Origin of the sequence: Acinetobacter sp. S4400-12, from assembly GCF_024129495.1 — a bacterium.
Lineage (GTDB): Bacteria > Pseudomonadota > Gammaproteobacteria > Pseudomonadales > Moraxellaceae > Acinetobacter > Acinetobacter lwoffii_C.
This window is the reverse complement of sequence record NZ_JAMXYB010000008.1, coordinates 37,314-57,646: the sequence shown is the minus strand read 5'-3', so window position 1 is coordinate 57,646 and position 20,333 is coordinate 37,314. Positions and strand designations below refer to the sequence as shown.

Genomic DNA, 20,333 nt, shown 5'->3' with positions numbered 1-20,333 from the left:
TCATGCAATAAACAGAGTAAGCTTTAAAAAATTAAGGAGTTTATTGACTAAACTCCTTAATTGGATACAGGTGGTCTTTATTAAGTTTAAACACCCAGTCAGGCAAATTTACATTTTCTTTTCGTCAATATTGAGGGCATTGATCGCCAATACGGCCTGAGTCCGGTTTTGTACACCCAGTTTGCGGAAAATTGCGGTTACATGCGCTTTAATAGTCGCTTCAGAAACATCCAGTTCATAGGCAATCTGCTTGTTCAACAAGCCTTCCGCTACCATCATCAGAACACGGAACTGCTGAGGAGTCAGCGACTGGATACGTTCTGCCAGTGCAGTTTCATCCGCAGCACGCGGATCAAAATTGACATTGGCGGGCAGATTTGGCGGCAACCAGATTTCCCCTTCCAGCACTTCACGGATGGCTTCACCAATATGGCTTGGGTGTGCAGACTTCGGAATATACCCCATGGCACCATGTGCAATAGCCCGCTGGATAATACTGACTTCTTCATGTGCAGACACCACAATAATCGGCAAAGATGGATATTGGGCGCGTACATGAACCAGAGCTGAGAAACCCGATGCTCCTGGCAAGTTTAAATCCAGTAGGACAAGATCAGGTTCAGGACCATTTTCCAGACGTTCATAAAACTCATTGACTGCCGCAGTTTCATGAATCTGCGCCTGTGGCAGACTATAACGAACCGCTTGAATTAAAGCATGACGAAACAGTGGATGATCATCAACGATTAAAATATTCATAGGACGTGAGAAAGATCTTGTACACGGTAGTTCCTATTCTAACCACACAAGCCGCCAGAAGGATATGCGAGAGGCTATAATTTTTAAAATAATGGTGGTTTTTCTTTAAAATTCTCACATTGTTGAGGGATTTTACTCAATCTTGCATTCTCAGCACTTTTGTATACCCGGTTTATTTTTGCTCTCTCAGACTGGGTTGAATTTAATATAAATAGAAATTTCAATATATTATTGCGTTACTTTTCATCCAATCTCATTTCTATACCAATGTCTCAAAATCGGCTCACTTTACAGTTTTTATTTATTTTATTTTTTACTTTATCGTGATGAATCAAGTGATCTCGGACTTGACTCTTGCTCAGTATCACAAAATGAATATTCATCAGTCCGAACCTTTGCCGATGAGGCGCATGTCTGGCAGTCTGCACTATTTTCTAAAACGAAAGCTGGAGTTCAGACCATTTGGCCTACTCTGCCCTCTCAAACTAATCTGTATTCGGCAGGGCTTAGGCTTGGCAAATTACATGCCTCGACCCGCTCCCAAAGCGGACAGAAACCATACTTAAAATAAAAAATACCGGCAGATGATGCCGGTATTGCAACGATTCAATTTAGACCGTATTGCGCTGTACTTCAGTAATCAGCTGATCAACCACCTGCGGTTCGGCTAGGGTCGAGGTATCGCCCAGACTGTCCAGCTCATTGGCGGCAATCTTCCTCAAGATACGGCGCATGATTTTTCCTGAACGGGTTTTAGGCAAAGCAGGCGCCCAGTACAAGGCATCGGGTGTGGCTACCGGTCCGAGAATTTTACGTACCCAGCCAACCAGTTCATGCCGCAGTTCTTCTGTAGTTTCAGCATCAGCCTGTAAAGTCACAAAGGCACAAATTCCCTGGCCCTTAATCTCATGCGGCATCCCGACCACAGCAGCTTCGGCAACGGCTTCATGCGCGACCAATGCACTTTCAATTTCTGCGGTTCCCAGACGATGGCCTGAGACATTCAGTACATCATCAACGCGGCCGGTAATCCAGTAATAACCATCTTCATCACGGCGTGCACCGTCACCAGTAAAATAGGTCCCGGGATAGGTCGAAAAATAGGTTTCAATAAAACGTTCATGGTCGCCCCAGATGGTCCGCATCTGTCCCGGCCAGGAGTCTTTAATCACCAGATTCCCCTCTGTGGCACCTTCCAGCTCATTGCCATCAGCATCCACAATAGCGGGTTGTACCCCGAAGAAAGGACGGGTGGCTGAACCTGGCTTCAGGTCAGTTGCGCCCGGCAATGGGGTAATCATAAACCCGCCTGTTTCGGTCTGCCACCAGGTATCAACCACCGGACAGCGGCTTTCGCCCACCACGGTATAATACCAGTTCCAGGCTTCCGGATTAATCGGTTCACCGACCGTTCCCAAAAGTCTTAAACTGCTTCGATCACTTTCCCGCACATAGGCATCTCCTTCACGCATCATGGCGCGGATAGCAGTCGGGGCCGTATAAAGCACGGTCACATTGTGCTTGTCGATAATATGTCCGGTACGCGCCCAGCTTGGATACTGAGGCACCCCTTCAAACATGACGGTTGTTGTACCGTTAGAAAGTGGGCCATAGAGCACATAGGAATGTCCGGTAATCCAGCCTACATCTGCCGTACACCAGAACACATCATCCTGTTTAATATCAAAAACTTCACGGAAGCTGCAATCCACATAGGTAAGATAGCCACCCGTGGTATGCATGACCCCTTTGGGCTTTCCGGTTGAACCGGAGGTATACAGAATAAAGAGTGGATCTTCTGCATTCATCGGCTCTGGCGGGCAGATATCATTCACCGCCATGATTTCCATGTGATACCAGAGATCACGCCCGGGCTGCAGCTCAATCGGGTTACCGGTACGATGCACCACAATCACATGCTGTACCGATTCAGTGCCACTCATTTCCAGGGCGGCATCCACATTGGCTTTCAGTAAGATTTGCTTACCACCCCGCATGCCCGAATCAGCAGTAATCACGATCTTGGCCTGACAGTCTTCAATCCGGCTGGCCAGTGAATCCGGTGAAAAGCCTCCAAAGACCACACAATGCACCGCACCAATCCGGGCACAGGCCAGCATGGCAATCGCAGCTTCAGACACCATTGGCATATATAGCACCACACGGTCACCTTTTTGGATCCCATTTTTTTTCAGTACATTGGCAAAACGGCAGGTCTCATCATGCAGCTCGGCAAAGGAAATTATCTTGTGGCGAGATGGATGATCGCCTTCCCAAATAATCGCCGGTTTATAAGGATGTTCTTTCAGATGGCGATCCAGACAGTTGGCACTGACATTCAGCTGGCCATCCGCAAACCATTCAATTTTAAAATTATCTTGGTCAAAACTGGTGTTTTTTACCTGGCTAAACGGTTTGATCCACTCCAAGCGCTTTGCCTGTTCGGTCCAGAATTCTTCTGGATGTTCAATGGATTTTTGATAACGTTCGAAATACTGCGTATCTGTGGTACGCGCGGTTTTTTTAAATTCTTCTGGTACTGGATAGATTTCTTTCATTATTCACGTCCTTGATTTTGCTCTATCTCATCACGAGAGGTTAATAGTATTGTATTCTTGATTATTTTTTGCGCATAAAGTCAGTAATAGCTGCTTATTTCAAATCCGACAATCATGCTTTCGTCGTAGAATACTTATTTAAATTCAATCATCATCATGCCAATTACAGTGATGCAAGTCTGAGTGAAGAAACTGTTCTTCAAAATAAAGCACTATTTACATCCTACTGCTTAAAAAAGAAATAAAATAGCGCTTCATCTCCAGATTTATCTTATTCAGATCAGGATCTTGCCCATGAAATCGTCAGCGTCTTCCCCTCCTCCTTTATCCGTAGCGGATCGTCCCTTATCTGTTCAGGGACGATTTGGACGTCTCAGCTTTATTGCCTGGTCCGCATTTCTTCATTTTATTTTTATCTTGAGCAGTCTTGCGCTAGGTTTAGGTATGGATATTGTGAACTTTATGTCTGTCTCGACAGATCCGTTCAACACATTTTCCCTGTACCGCCTCTCCAATCTGTTTGCGCTGCTGTTGCTGGGGCTATATATTTATTTTGCTGTGGTCATCACCATACGCCGTCTGCATGACCTGAATGGCAGTGGCTGGTGGACTTTATTATGTTTGCTACCTGGGGTGAATATATTGTTTGGGCTTTATCTGCTACTGGGTCCGGGCACTACAGGCAGTAACCAATATGGCCCGCAGCGCTTGAGTCTGGTCTGGGAAAAGATTTTAGCCTGGCTGATGATTATTTTTATGCTGCTTGGCCTGTTTGCTGTTATTGCCCTGTTTTTCTACCTCGGAAGTGGAGAGGCCAGCCAGATTCCTGCAGACGTCATGCAAAAAACCACAGAATATTTTTAAAGCAGATTCAGTGATATTTGTATATATTTCTGATTTTTTAACATGACAATAATTAATTTTCAGCTGAACATCAGGCAGAATACCCCAAAATGAATACATGGAATCTTTGTGGCTGAGCAACAACATACCTTAAATCAGGTGACGGAAGGCACCACAGAACTGTTACATCAGGCAACTGAAAAAACGGCCCAGACCGTGATTGAGCATACGGCCAAATATAATGATGCTTATGCGACCATCGACAAGATTATGGAGAGTTTCTGGGAGCGTGTGCCTTATTTTTGTATCGCGCTGGTGGTGATTGTCATTTTCTGGCTGTTGTCGAAAGTTTTCAAATTTTTCGTCCGCAAAACCTTGGAAAACCGCTCTTATACCCGACAAAATCTGGTTCTGGTCCTGAACCGGGTCGGCAGTACCTTTATTATTTTCTTTGGGATACTGATCGGGCTGGTGATTGCGGTTCCCGGCTTTACCCCCGGGCAGCTGCTGAGTGCACTCGGCGTCGGCTCGGTCGCCATCGGTTTTGCCTTCAAGGATATTTTCCAGAACCTGCTCTCGGGTGTACTGATTCTACTTGGTGAGCCATTCAAGATTGGCGATGATATTATCGTCAATGGGATGGAAGGGACGGTAGAAGATATTCAGATTCGCGCGACCTTTTTACGTTCGCCCGATGGCCGCCGTATCGTGATTCCCAATGCAACGGTGTATACCAGTGCTGTGACCGTCAATACCGCCTATACCCGGCGCCGCTGTGAATTTTCGGTCGGAATTGGTTATGAAGATGATGTTCAAAAGGCCAAAGATATTATTAACGCGATTCTGGATAAAGATCCGACCATCCTGAGCCAGCCTCGATTTAGCGTCAATGTCATTGCTCTGGCCGATTTCTCGATCACCCTGAAAGCGCTCTGGTGGGTCGATACGACCGAAACTGGAACCGGAACTTCAATCAGTACCGTACAGGAACGGGTCATTCAGGCCTTTGCCGAGCAGGATATTTCAATTCCTTATCCGGTACAGGAAGTCAAAATCTATCGCGGTGAAGGCAATGACGACGCCTCAGCTCGTGCCAAACAGCCGACCTAAGACATAGGGAATAGCCGTTTCAGTACGCAGAATCCGGTTGCCCAGGCTCACCGCCTGGCAGCCATTTTTAATCAGCAAATCCACCTCATACGGGATAAACCCCCCTTCCGGCCCAATGATAACCGTGCAGGGATGCTGAATGGCAAATGGCATCGGCTGATCTGCATAAGGATGCGCCACCAAAGCCGGGCGCTCTGTAGCAATCAAGCCTGGCAAGACATCTTCCACAAAAGGCTTAAAGCGCTTATACCGCTCAATTTGCGGTGCAACCGTATCACCGGCCTGCTCCAGCCCGAGTTCAATATAATGATCCAGCTGCTGTAAAAAAGGGCTTTGCCAATAGCTTTTATCAACGCGGTAACTGTGTAATAAAATAATTTTTTCCACCCCCATTGTCACTGCATCCATCACCAGACGGCGCAAAACCTTGGGGCGTGGCAAGGCCACAATCAGTGTCACTGGCAATTTTGCAGGAATCGCCTCTTCCTGAAGCGGCTTTAACAGGACCACTGTTTCAGAAATTTTGACAATTTCGGTTAAATAGCGTTTCCCTTCCCGTATTCCGACTTTGAGCGTATCGCCTCTCTGCACATCAAGATGTTGCCGCAAATGCTCCAACTGCCGTTTTGAGCGAATTGACCATAGTTCAGTTTCGGTTTGACGTGGATCAAGCAGGACGATATTCATAAAAAATCTAATTCAAAATAAAAGCTGAGCTTTAAAAAGTAAAATCACGGAAGGGATAAAAATCCTGCAAATCAGTATTAGATATCACAAGTAGATGATGGGGGTCGCCTGTTTCACGGTACTGCAGGGAGGCAATATCAATGCAATAAAGGATTTTTGTTACTTTTAGCTCGACCAAAGTAAGCTAGTCACTTTAAAAAGTAAATATCCAGCTAAATCGAATCTGGCCTATTCTGGGACTGCCTGAAATAAGTCGCTATAGCGACTTATTGGCGTGTAGGCTTTCCCCATAGATTGGACAGCAAAAGTAGGCAAAACACTTTTATTAGGCTGATGATACTTCCCTGTATCCCTGCCATCTTGCTAAATCCAGTATCTGTTATTTATTAAGCTAAATTAAAGATACTGATCAATCACCTGAATATGTCTTTCAAGCGAACCCTGATTCTGCTGCAGTATTTTCTGTGCCTGGATATTCAAAGCCTTAGCTTTTTTCGAATCTTCAAGCAATTCAATCAACACATGAGCTGCCTGTTCGGCATCCTGCACCACTTTTACTGCATCCGCCTGTATAAACTCATCCACAATGGTCTGAAAATTAAAATAATTCCGACCTAAAATAGTGGCGACATTCAGTGCAACCGGTTCCAGAATATTATGCCCACCGCCGGGCTCATTCAGAGAACCTCCCACATAACAGGCCTGACTCAAGGCATACCAAAGCCACATTTCGCCCATCGAATCCGCCAGATAGACCTGCGTATCGAGCTCGACCTGTTGCCCCAGACTACGGCGCTGAGTGGTTAAACCCAGCGATTGCGCCGCCTCAAATACTTCATCAAAACGTTCCGGATGCCGTGGTACCACAATACATAACAGTTGAGGATTGGCCTCCAAGGCAGGCTTTAAGGCTGCCAGCAGCTGCTGCTCTTCCGGAGCATGGGTGCTGGCCAGTGTCATGATCTTCCGCCCTTGCAAAGCCCAATCCCGATTCATCTGCTGCGCCTGATCAAGAAAGACGGCGGGAGCAGAAATATCAAATTTGATATTCCCCAAAACCCGGGTTTTTTCGGCAGCCATACCTAAGTCGATATAACGCTGCTGGGTGGCGATGTCCTGAGCCAACAGACCGCTCAACTGCCTTAACATCCCCCGGGTCAACCCCCGGACTTTGGCATAGCCTTGAGCCGACTTTTCAGATAATCGGGCATTCAGCAATAAACACGGCACTTTAAAGTTCGGTGCCTGATCAAGCAAATTGGGCCAGAGTTCCGTTTCCATCAATAACAGCAGTTTAGGCTGATAGAGCTGATAAAACTCGCGAATCAGGCGTTTCTGGTCTGCCGGTAAATACACCGCCTGGAATAATTCCAGATAAGGTGCTTTTAAAAATAAGGCTTTGGCTCGCGCCTGTCCGGTCTTGGTGGTATTGGTAACCAGAATCGGGTGGCCAAGTTTCAAATAATGCTCGATTAGGGGCTGGGCTGCATTGGTTTCCCCTACAGAGACCACATGAAACCAGATCGTCTGTAAATTTTTCGGTGGTTGAAAAGGACCGAAACGTTCCAGCAGTTCTTGTTGTAATTGCTCAGGACTGGTCGCACGTTTGCGAATACGGGATCGATAAAGCGGTTTAACCAGAGATAAGGCTGCGTTATACCAAAAAGGAGTAGCCACACTGCCTCCCAATAGAGATTTAATCGGCAAAATATAACAGAGCCACATCGACATGTTAATCAATGTGACTCATTTTCCAGATTATGCCGTGGTGCTGAAGATTGCTGTTTCTGTCAAAGCAGGATAGTCAATATAACCTTCAGCGCTCTGGCTACCGATCATATTTTCAAAGTTCAGCTCATTGAGTGGTGCATTCTGAACCAGACGCTCATATAGATCAGGATTGGCAATATAAGCTTTCCCAAAAGAAACCGCATCTGCCTTGCCTGAAGCCAGCAGCTCCACCGCATCTTCCCGGTTTAGGCGCATATTGGCAATATAAGGTACCCCATTGGAGCGCTGTTTCATCTCCTGCGAAATACTGTCTTCAGCCAGATATTCACGGGTAAAGAAGAAAGCAATCTGACGCTGGCCCAGCTGCTCCATGACATAGCCAAATGTTTCACGTGGATCATCATCACCCATATCATGTTCATCACCGCGTGGTGCCAGATGTACCCCTACCCGATCTGCGCCCCACACCTCAATCAGCGCATCCATCACTTCCAGCAGGAAGCGTGCCCGGTTTTCAACTGAGCCGCCGTATTCATCTTCACGCTGGTTGGTCTTGCTTTGCAGAAACTGGTCAATCAAATAACCATTCGCGGCATGTAATTCTACCCCATCAAAGCCGGCTGCTTTGGCACGAATCGCTGCCTGCCGATATTGTTCGGTAATTGCATGAATTTCTGAAATTTCTAAGGGACGTGGCGTAACGTACAGACGTTTTGGGCGCAGCAAACTGACATGACCTGCCTGCTGGATAGCACTGGCAGATACCGGTGTTGCCCCATTTAATAAGTCCGGATGTGACACACGCCCGACATGCCAAAGCTGGGCAATGATTAAACCACCTTTGTCATGAACTGCCTGAGTAACCCGTTTCCAGCCTTCCACCTGAGCATCATTAAAGAGTCCAGGTGTATTTAAATAGCCATTGGCTTCTTCAGAAATCACCGTGGCTTCAGAAATAATCAGACCTGCGCTGGCGCGCTGTGCATAGTACTCTGCCATCATGGGCGTTGGAACACGATCATCACTTGCACGGCTCCGGGTCAGGGGCGCCATGATGACACGGTTCTTAAGTGTTAACGCACCCAGCGTTACCGGAGAATTTAATTCAGCCATCGTCACTCCCACCTGCTTGATTAGAGGTGTTGTTGTATATATTCGACAAACTGCTGAATTAAAGTTTCATTACGCGAAAAATACGACCATTGCCCATGCTTGGTTACAGAAATCAGGCCTGCCTGTTGCAGCACGGACAAATGATTGGACATGGTGGACTGTGACACCTGGCCTAAACGCTCAATCTGGCCTGCACAGACCCCGCGTTGAAAATAATCACACTCTTCCGCAGGCAGATATTGCTCGGGTGATTTTAACCACTCCAGAATCTGCCGACGGGTCGGATTGGCCAGGGCTTTAAAAATTAGATCAAAATCCATAAGCACATCACTATCTGGGGCGCAACCAAACTTTATTCAGCATCTCCCCCATTATATCGCATTTTTTCGATTTATATATCGAAGAATATAGATATAAGAGTATAGCCTGTAAAAGTCTGATTACACTCGCTTTTCAATCGTATCTTAGAGACCCTGTTTCAGACTCGCTTCGATAAACTTGTCCAGATCACCATCCAGTACAGCCCCCGTATTCGAGGTTTCTACACCGGTACGTAAATCCTTGATGCGCGAATCATCGAGTACATAAGAGCGGATCTGGCTGCCCCAGCCAATATCTGACTTGGAATCTTCCAGTGCCTGCGCAGCTTCATTACGCTTGCTCATTTCCAGCTCATAAAGTTTGGCACGGAGCTGTTTCCAGGCATGATCACGGTTGGCGTGTTGGGAACGCTGGTTCTGACACGCCACTACAATTCCGGTTGGCATATGAGTCAAACGTACCGCAGAGTCGGTCTTGTTAATATGCTGACCACCTGCACCCGATGCACGATAGGTATCGGTACGTACATCTGAGGGATTAATATCAATTTCGATATTGTCATCAACTTCCGGAGAGACAAATACCGCAGAGAATGAAGTATGACGACGATTACCAGAGTCAAATGGGGATTTACGTACCAGACGATGCACACCCGACTCGGTACGTAACCAGCCATAGGCATACTCGCCTTCCACACGAATGGTGGCAGATTTAATTCCCGCCACATCTCCGTCAGACTCTTCCATCAATTCTGCTTTAAAGCCATGACGTTCAATCCAGCGCAGGTACATACGCAGCAAAATCGACGCCCAGTCCTGAGCTTCTGTACCGCCTGAACCGGCCTGAATCTCGACATAGCACGGATTTGGATCCATCGGGTTATTGAACATCCGACGGAACTCAAGCTTGGCCAGCCCCTCTTCAGCAGCATCCAGCTCGGCCTGTACATCTTCAAGCATTGCTTCTTCATCGGCCTCAACAGCAAGATCCAGCATGGCTTGAGCATCTTCAAGCTGGATGGCCAGATCATCCAGTACATTTAAGACGTTCTCAAGTTCGCCTTTTTCTTTGGCCATGGCCTGAGCGCGATTCTGGTCATTCCAGATCGCCGGGTCTTCTAATTCACGCAGGACCTCTTCTAAACGCTCTTTTTTCAGATCGTAGTCAAAGATACCCCCGTAGTGTTTGACCACGTTCGTTCAAATTTTTTAATTGGTTTAGATACGGATTAATTTCCACGCGAATTACTCTCAGTCAAAATTAGGCATAAAATTTTTAGTTTATTATTATATCACACTCTTTTTAGGCAGTTGAGCCAGCTCTTCGCCCAAGCTCTTGAAGATGGACAGGTTTTATTCTGAATTGATCTTGCTGTTAAATTTGGTTTATTTTTCACAAAAATAAAACTCACTGTCTTGCAAAATATAGAGTCAAAAAGCTGCTTATCTGCTCCTCAACCGATTCAATTTCAATATCAAAGCCCCACCCCAAACTGGATAAAAAATCAGCATTTTTAATACCTTCCACAATATCCACACAATTTTAATAAAACAAAACAATTAATTTTTATTTTTTATATTCAAATACTTATTAAAATATACTTACACAAGATTACATTAATCACATTATGGTAACTTTCATAAGATTGACGATTGTTCGAATTGCTCTAGACTGAAAGTTGTAACAAAAGATTATTAAATTAAGCCCTAATTCAGAGGGGAGTATCCGCATGAAAAAACTAGCAATCACTTCAGCACTACTTTCAGTATTCGCAATCACTGGTACAGCGGCTCATGCTTATCAGGCAGAAATTGGTGCATCAGCAGGACTTATTGATCCTGATCATGGTGGCTCAAGCGGCTCTTTCGGTGTTGATGGTACCTATTACTTTAATCCGGTCCAAACACGTAATGCACCCTTAGCCGAAGCGGCTTTCCTTGATCGTGCCAGTAACGTCAGCGCTCAATATCAATATGATGAAGTGGGTGATTCTGAAGCGCATCGTTATGGCGTAGGAGCAGAATACTTTGTGCCGAATTCAGACTTCTACCTGAGCGGTAACATCAATGGGCATGATCTGCAAAATAACGATGATTGGGATAATGATTTAACCACTTATGCTGCAGAAGTCGGTTATCTACCAGCGCCGGGCCTATTGATTGCCGCGGGTCTAAAAGGCTGGGATAATGACCACGATGACGGTGTAGATCCAACATTACGTGCAAAATATGTCACTACGCTCAGCAATGGTAAAGATATTAATCTAGAAGCGGGTGCAGCTTTTGGTGATCTAGATGAATACAATCTGGCAGCAGATTACTTTATTGATAAAACCATGAGTGTGGGTGTTGATTATCAGAATAATGATCTAATGGATCAAAATGAATTTGGTATCAATGCGCGTAAGTTCATTAGCCAGCAAGTCAGCTTGGAAGGTCGAGTGGGCTTTGGTGAAGCAGGTAATAATGACTACAACAAATTTGGTGTAGCAGCAAAATACCGCTTCTAATCTAAAACCACAGATTAGCCATTTATAAAAAAAACCCATCCTCGGATGGGTTTTTTTTGCACTGTTAACCAGCATTTAGGTATTTTTTGCACATTGACTGGACGAATATAAACTGTACAATTTGTTACAACTGTTAATAATACAGTCATATTTTTATAACAAAGAGAGAAAATCTAAATGTTTAAGAAACTTGCTCTTGCTACAGCACTTCTTGCTGGCCTAGGAACTGCGCATGCTTATCAAGCTGAACTTAATGTAGGGTATGAAAATACTGACTTTGAAAATAATCTAGGTGGATTTGAACTTGACTCTGATGGGGATTTATTTTTTGTTAACGGTAAATACTACTTAAATACCGTAAATACTAAAAATACTCCTCTAGCTGAAGCTGCCTTTTTAAATAAAGCTAGTAATATTGGTTTAGGATACGTTAATGCTCAAAATAAATTGAGCGAAGCTGGTATTAATGCAGAAGAAGAGTTTGAGATTATTGGTGTTAATGGTGAGTTCTTTATTCCTAATTCTCAATTTTATATCTCTGGTAGTTTAAACCAAGTGGATTATACAGCTAGCGTACGTGCTCCTGGATTTAATTATAATGAATCTGATGACACTACTGGCTATTCTTTAGAAGCTGGTTACTTACCAGTTAATGGATTATTGTTGGCTCTAGGCGTTGCTAAAGAAAGTGTAGATCCTATGCTTGCTTCTGATATTGGCTTTGCTAGCACTCTTGGTTACGGTGTATCTGTAGGTGAGGACACTGCTGTTTCTTTGCGAGCTAAATATGTTACTCAAATTGGCAATCATTTTACCAATTTTGAAGGAGTAACATATTTCGGTGATGAAACTGTTTACCGCTTAGCTGCTGACCTTTATATTGATCCTACACTTAGCGTTGGTGTTTCTTTTGCTGATTCTACTGCTGATGAATCAGATACTATTTTTAGTGTTCGTGCACAAAAATTCTTTACACCTGTTATTGCTGCTGGTGTGAATTACACAACTACTGATGGTACTGACTCTTTCGGTATTAACGGTACTTTCCGCTTCTAATCACTCCGATTAAAAGCAAAAAAAAACCGCTCAAGTGAGCGGTTTTTTATGGTCTATTGTTCTAAATGTATAATCTGCATTTGCAGACTGACATTACCATTAAAGATATTTTTATCCAGTTCGTACACCAAACGCACTTGATCTTGCATCGGATCAAAACAGTATTTATCAGCAGCACTAAAGGCAATCGCATCAACCACCTGACCATTGTTCAACGCCACACGCAGTTTTAAATGTATATCCTTGAGCCAGCGATAATCCAGGATCTTAAAGACCCCTTCAAATACTGGGGGTGGAAATTTTTGTCCCCAAGGAGAAATCGTCTCCAGCAGTTCAACCGTTTGCAGATGGAAGTCAGCCGACGCCAACTCACCATCTGTCCAGAGTATCGCCGTAAACAGGCTTTCATCCTGACTGGCAATCAACTGTTCAAAGACCTGTTTAAATTCAGCAAAATGCTGCTTTTGAATCGTCAGACCTGCGGCAGCGGCATGACCACCGAAATGGCTGACCAGATGCGGATACTGTTCAGCCACCCGTTCAATCATGTCGCGGATATGAATACCTTCAATCGAGCGTGCTGAACCCTTGATATGAATGCCGTCATCATCGGCAGCAAACACAATACTTGGCCTGTGGAACTGCTCTTTTAAACGGCCTGCCACAATTCCAATCACGCCCTGATGCCAGTGTTCTTCAAACATGATTAAGGCTGCAGGCAGTTCGGTTGCATCTAGCTGGATTTTTTCCAGCTCAACCAGCGCTTCCTGCTTAATTTTGCCTTCTACCTGACGCCGTTCCAGATTGAGCTGATTCAACTGCTCTGCCAAAGGATAGGCCCTCGCGAAATCAGATGCGATAAGACATTCTATTCCGATGTCCATGGTTTCCATACGACCTGCGGCATTAATCCGCGGTCCCAGCACAAAGCCCAGATCCTGTGCTTTTAAAGTTGCTGCATCGCGGCCAGAAATTTCGAGCAAGGCACTGATTCCCGGGCGACACAGCTGCTGTTGAATACGCTTCAGGCCGGCATCGATTAAAATCCGGTTGTTATAGTCTAAGTTTGCTACATCGGCATAGGTGCCCAGCGCAACCAGATCCAGATAATGGGTAATAACAGTAGAAGATTTACCTGACTTCTTACGCTGGGTAGAAAGATTGGCCAGCACATAAAATGCCACCCCCACCCCTGCCAGTGCCTTACTCGGAAAATTACAGCCCAACTGGTTGGGATTAACCACAGCTTCTGCAGGCGGTGTCGGCTTGGTCGTTAAATGGTGGTCGGTAATGATGACCTGCATGCCATGTGCTTGAGCCTGCTTCACTCCCGCATGGCTAGAAATACCATTATCTACGGTAATCAGTAAATCCGGTATGAATTTGGCAAAGGCCAAATCTGCGATCGCCGGAGTCAGACCATAGCCATACTTGAAACGATCCGGCACCAGATAATGCACATCCGCGCCCATATCACGTAGTGCCAGCACCATAAGAGCAGTACTGGTTGCGCCATCGGCATCATAATCACCAACAATTACAATCTTCTGCCCGGTATCAATGGCCCGGTCTATTATTTGGGTCGCTTCAGGCAAGCCTTGCATGGTCGGAGCCAGCAGGTGCTTTAGTTTTAGTTCGAGCTCCTGTTCAGACGCTACACCCCGACGTGCCAGAATATTAGCCAGAAAAGACGGTACGCCCTGAAAATTTTCAGGACGTGCCAGAAATGGACGTTGTTTGATTTCAAGTTTTGACATGATCAAGGCATTAAACGCTGTAAAGTCCAGCCTTCCTCGGTTTGAGTATAACTGAGGCGGTCATGCAAACGGTTGGGCCGGCCCTGCCAGAACTCATAATAATCGGGTTGCACACGATATCCGCCCCAAAATGCCGGTTTATCCAGCTGTTCCTGATTTGCCAGCTGATCGTGCAGATCCCAAAAACGTTGCTGTAATGTTTCCCGGTTGGCAATCGCGCCACTTTGCGGCGTACTGACATGCGCAGCGATCTGACTATCACGCGGACGTTTATGATAATAATCGGTCGATTCTTCTTCGGCAATTTTCAACACACGGCCAGAAATTCGAATCTGACGCTCCTGCTCTTGCCAGTAAAACAATAATTCGGCATACGGATTTTCTGCCAGATCCTGGCCTTTTTGACTGTCATAATTGGTATAGAAGTCATAACCAGCCTCTGTTGCACCACGTAGCAACACCGTACGCACATGAGGGCGACCCTGTGCACTTGCCGTAGCAAGCGACATCGCATAGGGTTCATGCAAATGCGCTTCCAGAGCGTGGTTGAACCATTGCAAAAACTGCAGATGCGGATTTGGATTGACGAGGTCTTCGTGCAATTCACCTTTTTGATAATTCAGACGCAGTTCACTGAGATCTTTGATCACATCAGTCATATCATCACCTTGTTAAGCTGCATGCTGACGTACAGCATCTGCCAGCGAATGAGCCAAAGTATTTACTTCTTCCAGATTCTCGCCTTCGACCATCACCCGGATCACAGGCTCTGTACCGGATTTACGAATCAGCAAGCGTCCACGGCCTTTCAGCTGTTCTTCAGCTTTGGCAAATTCAGCGGCCAGTTCAGGGACCGCATAGGGGTCGAACATCGCCTGTAAACGCACATTGACCAGGACATTTGGCAACAGTTGAAAATCAGCCACCAGTTCATGCAAGGCTTTTTTCTGCTCAACCATGACGGTCAGAACTTGCAAGGCAGCAATAATGGCATCGCCTGTGGTGCTCTTGTCCAGAGTCAGAATATGACCTGAAGGTTCGCCTCCAATAGACCAGCCATTTTCTTCCAGACCTTGCAGGACATACCGGTCCCCGACCTTGGCACGCAAGAATGGAATATTGGCTTTTTCCAGAGCCAGTTCCAGCGCCATATTGCTCATGAGTGTACCCACGATCCCGGCCGGTTTTTTCGATGCCTGAGTCGCCAGGATATACAGAATATGGTCACCATCAATCAAGTTGCCTTGCTGATCCACCAGTATGACTCGGTCAGCGTCACCATCAAAGGCAATGCCCAGATCAGCCTGATGATCCACGACTGCTTTTTGCAGGCTTTCAGGATGGGTAGAACCACAATCTGCATTAATATTCAGACCAGTAGGCGTGTTGTGGATCGCAATCACGCTTGCACCCAGCTCACGGAACACTGCTGGTCCAACGTTGTAGGCCGCGCCATTGGCGCAATCTACCACTATCTTTAGTTCATTCAGATGCAGATGGTAAGGAAAAGTCGATTTACAGAATTCGATATAACGGCCATTGGCATCTTTAACCCGTACACTTTTACCCAGGTTGGCGTTATCTTCAATTGCCAGCTCTTTTTCAAGCTCCTGATTAATTTCATCCTGTAGGCAATCGGGCAGTTTTTTCCCTTCACCCGAGAAAAATTTAATACCGTTATCAAAATAGGGATTATGCGATGCGGAAATCACAATCCCCAAACTTGCGTGCAGGGCACGAGTCAGATGGGCAATGGCAGGGGTTGGCAAAGGTCCGAGCAAATGTACGTAGACCCCAGCAGCATTTAGACCGGCTTGTAGTGCTGACTCCAGAATATAACCAGACAAACGTGTATCTTTACCCAGGACCACCAATGGTTTGTTTTTTTGGCTGTAGCGCTTTAATACTTTCCCTGCCGCAAAGCCCAGTTTCAGGGCGAATTCAGGAGTAATGGGCAATTCACCAAATTTTCCGCGAATACCATCGGTACCAAAATAACTCATGTTTTGTCTCACTTCTTATCTTAGCGGGTGATTTACATCATCCTTTTTTCATTCTGCAACACTGTACACCAAAACAAAAAAGCCGTCATGAATATGACGGCTTTTTTAGCAACCACCCTGCAGGAAAATTAACCTACACGGTAGTTTGGTGCTTCTTTGGTAATTGTCACATCATGCACATGCGACTCAGACATGCCGGCAGACGTAATTTTCACAAACTTCGCATTTTGACGCAGGTCTTCAATCGTTTCTGAACCGGTATAACCCATTGAAGAACGCAGACCACCCATCATCTGATGTACGATATTGCCCATTGGACCTTTATAAGGTACACGGCCTTCAATGCCTTCTGGTACCAGTTTCTCGGCACCAGCTTTAGCGTCCTGGAAATAACGGTCAGCAGAACCTGTTGCACCCGCCATTGCACCCAGTGAGCCCATACCACGGTATGCCTTGTAATAACGGCCCTGGAAGAATTCAACTTCGCCAGGAGCTTCTTCAGTACCCGCCATCAATGAACCGACCATGATCGTGCTTGCACCTGCACCAATCGCTTTGGCCATATCACCAGAGAAACGGATGCCGCCATCTGCAATCAATGGAATCTGATCTTTCAAGGCACTCGCCACAGAATCAATCGCAGAGATTTGTGGCATACCAATACCCGCAACGATACGTGTGGTACAGATTGAACCTGGGCCAATACCGACCTTCACAGCATCCGCACCCGCATCCAGAAGGGCCAGTGCCGCATCACCTGTTGCGATGTTACCGCCAATGACCTGAACTTGTGGATAGTTGGCTTTCACCCAGCGTACACGCTCAATTACACCTGCAGAGTGACCATGCGCCGTATCCACTACAATCACATCAACGCCAGCTTCAATCAGGGCTTCCACACGGCTTGGTGTTTCAATCCCCGTACCCACTGCGGCACCGACACGTAAGTGACCCAGATCATCTTTACAGCTATTCGGATAAAGCTCGGCTTTACGGAAATCTGTAACGGTAATCAGGCCTTTTAATTCCTGCTGCTCGTTTACCACCAGGACTTTTTCAATACGATGCTGTTGCAGTAAAGCCTGAATATTTTCTTTGGACTCACCTTCTCGAACCGTAACCAGACGATCCTGACCCGTCATAATATTGCTGACAGGCTGTTCAAGATTCGTCTCAAAGCGTGTATCACGACCTGTAACGATCCCGACCACTTTGCCATTTTTAACAACAGGCACACCACTGATATTATTCGCCTGAGTCAAGGCAATCAGCTCACGTACTGTCGTTTCAGGGGTAACTGTAATCGGGTCTTTCACCATGCCTGCTTCGAATTTCTTCACACGGCGTACTTCGGCTGCTTGTACAGCAATATCCATATTCTTGTGCAAAATACCGATACCACCATTCTGCGCCATAGCAATGGCCATACGTGACTCAGTCACCGTATCCATAGCTGCAGACACAAGAGGAATATTCAGGTTAATGCCGCGAGTCAGGCGTGTCTTTAGAGAGACATCTTTTGGGAGGACAGTAGAGTAGGCAGGGAGTAATAGGACATCATCGAAGGTTAACGCGTCTTGAACGATGGTCAACATAACAGTCTCACTGGTAATTTCCGTGCGCTATTATAAACAAATCTTGCCCTAAATTTCATTGTAATTGCGAAATTTATTCGTCTCAATCTGTACTTATTTTTAATTATCTGACAAAAATATTCAATTTTATTGTTTAATCAACGGGTTAATTATTATTCACCACCTTCATACTGGCTTGAATTTTAAAATCAGCAGGACCTGAATCCTGCTTTTTCAGTTGGCCGCTGTATTAACCGACGCGCTCGAAACTGTCATCATTTTCCGCTTCATCTGCCCCAATCTGGATAAAGGGAATCATATTGTGTGCCAGACGGGCCTTATTGCACTGGGCATCAGCAATTTGCACCTCTTTGCAGGAAGAACTGCGCAGCTCATACATGCCACAGCTGACCTGCTCACCCACCGTGCCTTCAAGGGCAATGCAGCGCGGATTATTCTGATTGGTTCCAGCCATACAGGAATATACTGCAGTCACCGGTTCTGTGTAGTGCTCCGGCATCGGAATCCCCTCTGCCCAATAAAAAGAAACCCGGAAATAAGCGCAACATGCGCCGCAGCTCAGACATGCATCCTGTGTTGGAACTTGAGATAACATTTCGTATAAATTCTCGTCATCAATTTTTTTTGTGAAGAGAAAATATAAAAAATGTTGTTTTTCTACTCAAGAAAAATTTTGTATTTTCTTGCCCTATTCAGGACAGGTAAATACAGTCTCGTCCATAAGGTCCGTGCCGCATTCCAGAGTTTCAATCCAGTCCAAGAACTGCTTGATCTGCTCTTTTCCAACAAATGGTGTACCATGCTGCGGTACGATCATTTCCACATCCATCTTGCGCACCATATTCACCCATAAACGGATGATCTTGTTATTACACATATAGCGCTGATGGAAAGCTTTCATCTTTGGAATATGCGCGGCGAAATTTTCCAGCGGCCGAGATGCATCCTCCACCATCGAGGCCCCCATATCTCCCGAGAATAAAATTTTTGCGATCGGGTCATAGAACTGGAAGTTTCCAACCGAATGCAAGAAATGTGCAGGAATAGCCACGATCTTCGACTGACCAAGCGTAATCACCTGACCATGATCTGGCAGTTCTACCAGACGATCCAGCCAGTTGCCTTTCATTCGCTCACTCATAAAGGCCGAGTTCAGATGCGGTAAAAAGCGCGCCCAAAGCTTAGAGGCCACCACTTTGGCATCGGTATATACCAGCCAGCGCGGCATGGAGGTAATAATATCCGGGTCCTGATGCGAGGCCATCACATAATCCAGATTGGTCAAACGGGTGTATTTGTTCAGCTCCATGGTCAGCGGAACATAAGTTAAATCACCGCCTGGATCCAGCACGGCAGCGCGCTCATTGTCCAAAATCAAAAATTGATTGGCCTGGACACCTTCGCCTTTAACAAGACTGGTAAAACTAATACATTTATGTATCCCATTATCAAACAAGACTTGCGATGTGGTGCGCTCGAAGGCCATTCATAATCCCCAATTTTTAAAATTTAAAATTACTTTTTCTTAACTCGTATAACATATAAGGAATAAGTTAAACTTACAATCAAAAAAACTCGACAGATCACTTTATTTATCAATATTTTGAGATAAATTTGGCAATAAAAAATCCTGAGTTTTCAGCTCAGGATTCATACAACTTTTGTTGGGCCTAGAAAAAATAATGCTGGACCAGTGTGCCCACCCCGATAACCAGAAAAATCGCCGCGCCAATTTTATGAATCAATTCAATTGGTAATTTATGTGCCAGCTTGTCTCCAATAAAAACAGCCGGTGCATTGGCCAGCATCATGCCTAAAGTAGTGCCCAGCATGACCCAGAAAACACTATCGAAACGTGCTGCCAATGCAACAGTCGCAATCTGGGTTTTATCTCCAATTTCTGCCAGAAAAAATAAAACAAAAGTTGCCCCAAAAACGCCAAATTTTTGCCATTTATTGATACTGTCGTTTTCATCTCCCAACTCATCGGGAATAAGCATCCAGACAGCCATCGCAATAAAGCCGATCGAAACAATCCATAACAGGATTTCAGGTCCGATGACTGTGGTGACCCATTGCCCCAGCACAGCAGACAGGCCGTGATTAATGAGGGTCGCCAATAAAATGGCAAGCAGGATGGGAGCGGGTTTTCGAAAACGTGCAGCAAGAAGTAGTGCAAGCAGCTGGGTCTTATCGCCCATTTCGGCCAAGGCAACAATAACAGTCGAAAGCAGGAATTCGTACATGTGATTTTTCTCTGGCTGGCATGTTTTACCGATGACTTACCGCTC

The 20,333-nt window shown here is 45.6% G+C and carries 18 protein-coding genes; 4 read left to right on the top strand and 14 right to left on the bottom strand.

Translation table 11 applies throughout. From position 1 onward, the window contains the following. Nucleotides 1–108: 108 nt before the first annotated feature. Both NI461_RS05805 and acs read right to left on the bottom strand, forming a co-directional pair. Nucleotides 109–759 (bottom strand): response regulator transcription factor, encoded by a 651-nt coding sequence (locus NI461_RS05805; protein WP_151205581.1) that lies wholly within the window; start codon nt 757–759, stop codon nt 109–111. A 611-nt stretch (nt 760–1,370) separates the two neighbouring features. After that, on the bottom strand, nt 1,371–3,317 hold the full coding sequence (gene acs, locus NI461_RS05800; RefSeq protein ID WP_253156804.1) for an acetate--CoA ligase: 1,947 nt from the start codon (nt 3,315–3,317) through the stop codon (nt 1,371–1,373). A 294-nt stretch (nt 3,318–3,611) separates the two neighbouring features. Between acs and NI461_RS05795 the strand changes: the two genes are divergently transcribed. Further along, nucleotides 3,612–4,181, top strand: coding sequence for a DUF805 domain-containing protein (locus NI461_RS05795; protein WP_151204825.1), 570 nt, complete (start codon nt 3,612–3,614; stop codon nt 4,179–4,181). A 108-nt stretch (nt 4,182–4,289) separates the two neighbouring features. Next, nucleotides 4,290–5,270, top strand: coding sequence for a mechanosensitive ion channel family protein (locus NI461_RS05790; protein WP_151204824.1), 981 nt, complete (start codon nt 4,290–4,292; stop codon nt 5,268–5,270). Here NI461_RS05790 and NI461_RS05785 read toward each other — a convergent pair. The 5 genes from NI461_RS05785 to prfB form a co-directional block, all read right to left on the bottom strand. Continuing rightward, nucleotides 5,244–5,957, bottom strand: coding sequence for a 16S rRNA (uracil(1498)-N(3))-methyltransferase (locus NI461_RS05785; protein WP_253156802.1), 714 nt, complete (start codon nt 5,955–5,957; stop codon nt 5,244–5,246). The two genes, NI461_RS05790 and NI461_RS05785, sit on opposite strands and share 27 nt — an antisense overlap. Nucleotides 5,958–6,353: 396 nt before the next feature. Next, nucleotides 6,354–7,634: a 3-deoxy-D-manno-octulosonic acid transferase gene (locus NI461_RS05780; protein ID WP_253156800.1), complete on the bottom strand. Its 1,281-nt coding sequence runs from the start codon at nt 7,632–7,634 to the stop codon at nt 6,354–6,356. Between the two features lie 81 nt (nt 7,635–7,715). Further along, entirely contained in the window at nt 7,716–8,801 is a 1,086-nt protein-coding gene (locus NI461_RS05775) for an alkene reductase (RefSeq protein WP_253156798.1), read from the bottom strand. Between the two features lie 20 nt (nt 8,802–8,821). After that, nucleotides 8,822–9,121 carry a helix-turn-helix transcriptional regulator gene (locus NI461_RS05770; protein ID WP_151206892.1) on the bottom strand — a complete coding sequence of 100 codons (300 nt, stop codon included), beginning with the start codon at nt 9,119–9,121 and terminating at the stop codon, nt 8,822–8,824. 144 nt (nt 9,122–9,265) lie between these two features. Continuing rightward, nucleotides 9,266–10,361 (bottom strand): peptide chain release factor 2 gene (prfB, locus tag NI461_RS05765; protein ID WP_151204819.1). Its coding sequence is split into 2 segments (ribosomal slippage): nt 9,266–10,288 and nt 10,290–10,361, totalling 1,095 coding nucleotides; the frame shifts between segments, so codons are not numbered across the junction. Nucleotides 10,362–10,851: 490 nt separating this feature from the next. Here prfB and NI461_RS05760 point away from each other — a divergent pair. Both NI461_RS05760 and NI461_RS05755 read left to right on the top strand, forming a co-directional pair. Then, nucleotides 10,852–11,631 carry a putative porin gene (locus NI461_RS05760; RefSeq protein WP_253156795.1) on the top strand — a complete coding sequence of 260 codons (780 nt, stop codon included), beginning with the start codon at nt 10,852–10,854 and terminating at the stop codon, nt 11,629–11,631. 177 nt (nt 11,632–11,808) lie between these two features. Then, a complete protein-coding gene (locus tag NI461_RS05755; RefSeq protein ID WP_253156794.1) occupies nt 11,809–12,687 on the top strand; it encodes a putative porin in 879 nt (292 codons plus the stop codon). A gap of 53 nt (nt 12,688–12,740) precedes the next feature. Here NI461_RS05755 and recJ read toward each other — a convergent pair whose 3' ends face one another. The 7 genes from recJ to NI461_RS05720 form a co-directional block, all read right to left on the bottom strand. Continuing rightward, nucleotides 12,741–14,444, bottom strand: a complete 1,704-nt coding sequence (gene recJ, locus NI461_RS05750; protein WP_253156792.1) for a single-stranded-DNA-specific exonuclease RecJ — start codon at nt 14,442–14,444, stop codon at nt 12,741–12,743. 2 nt (nt 14,445–14,446) lie between these two features. Then, nucleotides 14,447–15,103, bottom strand: coding sequence for a pyridoxamine 5'-phosphate oxidase (pdxH, locus tag NI461_RS05745; RefSeq protein ID WP_253156790.1), 657 nt, complete (start codon nt 15,101–15,103; stop codon nt 14,447–14,449). A 12-nt stretch (nt 15,104–15,115) separates the two neighbouring features. Then, nucleotides 15,116–16,447 (bottom strand): phosphoglucosamine mutase, encoded by a 1,332-nt coding sequence (glmM, locus tag NI461_RS05740; RefSeq protein WP_151204814.1) that lies wholly within the window; start codon nt 16,445–16,447, stop codon nt 15,116–15,118. Nucleotides 16,448–16,575: 128 nt separating this feature from the next. Continuing rightward, nucleotides 16,576–18,042: an IMP dehydrogenase gene (gene guaB, locus NI461_RS05735; protein ID WP_151204813.1), complete on the bottom strand. Its 1,467-nt coding sequence runs from the start codon at nt 18,040–18,042 to the stop codon at nt 16,576–16,578. 229 nt (nt 18,043–18,271) lie between these two features. Further along, complete coding sequence (locus tag NI461_RS05730) at nt 18,272–18,637, bottom strand: YkgJ family cysteine cluster protein (protein WP_253156788.1); 366 nt, start codon at nt 18,635–18,637, stop codon at nt 18,272–18,274. A gap of 93 nt (nt 18,638–18,730) precedes the next feature. Then, on the bottom strand, nt 18,731–19,528 hold the full coding sequence (locus NI461_RS05725) for an MBL fold metallo-hydrolase (RefSeq protein WP_151204811.1): 798 nt from the start codon (nt 19,526–19,528) through the stop codon (nt 18,731–18,733). A 184-nt stretch (nt 19,529–19,712) separates the two neighbouring features. Continuing rightward, the gene (locus NI461_RS05720) at nt 19,713–20,288 is read right to left on the bottom strand and encodes a TMEM165/GDT1 family protein (RefSeq protein WP_151206900.1); all 576 of its coding nucleotides are present in this window, start codon (nt 20,286–20,288) and stop codon (nt 19,713–19,715) included. Nucleotides 20,289–20,333 lie beyond the last annotated feature (45 nt).

What these genes read in the sequence shown, in the direction of transcription:
- NI461_RS05805 (WP_151205581.1), bottom strand. Translation starts at nt 759, where the DNA reads ATGAATATTTTAATCGTTGATGATCATCCACTGTTTCGTCATGCTTTA.
- acs (WP_253156804.1), bottom strand. Translation starts at nt 3,317, where the DNA reads ATGAAAGAAATCTATCCAGTACCAGAAGAATTTAAAAAAACCGCGCGT.
- NI461_RS05795 (WP_151204825.1), top strand. Translation starts at nt 3,612, where the DNA reads ATGAAATCGTCAGCGTCTTCCCCTCCTCCTTTATCCGTAGCGGATCGT.
- NI461_RS05785 (WP_253156802.1), bottom strand. Translation starts at nt 5,957, where the DNA reads ATGAATATCGTCCTGCTTGATCCACGTCAAACCGAAACTGAACTATGG.
- NI461_RS05775 (WP_253156798.1), bottom strand. Translation starts at nt 8,801, where the DNA reads ATGGCTGAATTAAATTCTCCGGTAACGCTGGGTGCGTTAACACTTAAG.
- NI461_RS05770 (WP_151206892.1), bottom strand. Translation starts at nt 9,121, where the DNA reads ATGGATTTTGATCTAATTTTTAAAGCCCTGGCCAATCCGACCCGTCGG.
- NI461_RS05760 (WP_253156795.1), top strand. Translation starts at nt 10,852, where the DNA reads ATGAAAAAACTAGCAATCACTTCAGCACTACTTTCAGTATTCGCAATC.
- NI461_RS05755 (WP_253156794.1), top strand. Translation starts at nt 11,809, where the DNA reads ATGTTTAAGAAACTTGCTCTTGCTACAGCACTTCTTGCTGGCCTAGGA.
- recJ (WP_253156792.1), bottom strand. Translation starts at nt 14,444, where the DNA reads ATGTCAAAACTTGAAATCAAACAACGTCCATTTCTGGCACGTCCTGAA.
- pdxH (WP_253156790.1), bottom strand. Translation starts at nt 15,103, where the DNA reads ATGACTGATGTGATCAAAGATCTCAGTGAACTGCGTCTGAATTATCAA.
- glmM (WP_151204814.1), bottom strand. Translation starts at nt 16,447, where the DNA reads ATGAGTTATTTTGGTACCGATGGTATTCGCGGAAAATTTGGTGAATTG.
- guaB (WP_151204813.1), bottom strand. Translation starts at nt 18,042, where the DNA reads ATGTTGACCATCGTTCAAGACGCGTTAACCTTCGATGATGTCCTATTA.
- NI461_RS05730 (WP_253156788.1), bottom strand. Translation starts at nt 18,637, where the DNA reads ATGTTATCTCAAGTTCCAACACAGGATGCATGTCTGAGCTGCGGCGCA.
- NI461_RS05725 (WP_151204811.1), bottom strand. Translation starts at nt 19,528, where the DNA reads ATGGCCTTCGAGCGCACCACATCGCAAGTCTTGTTTGATAATGGGATA.
- NI461_RS05720 (WP_151206900.1), bottom strand. Translation starts at nt 20,288, where the DNA reads ATGTACGAATTCCTGCTTTCGACTGTTATTGTTGCCTTGGCCGAAATG.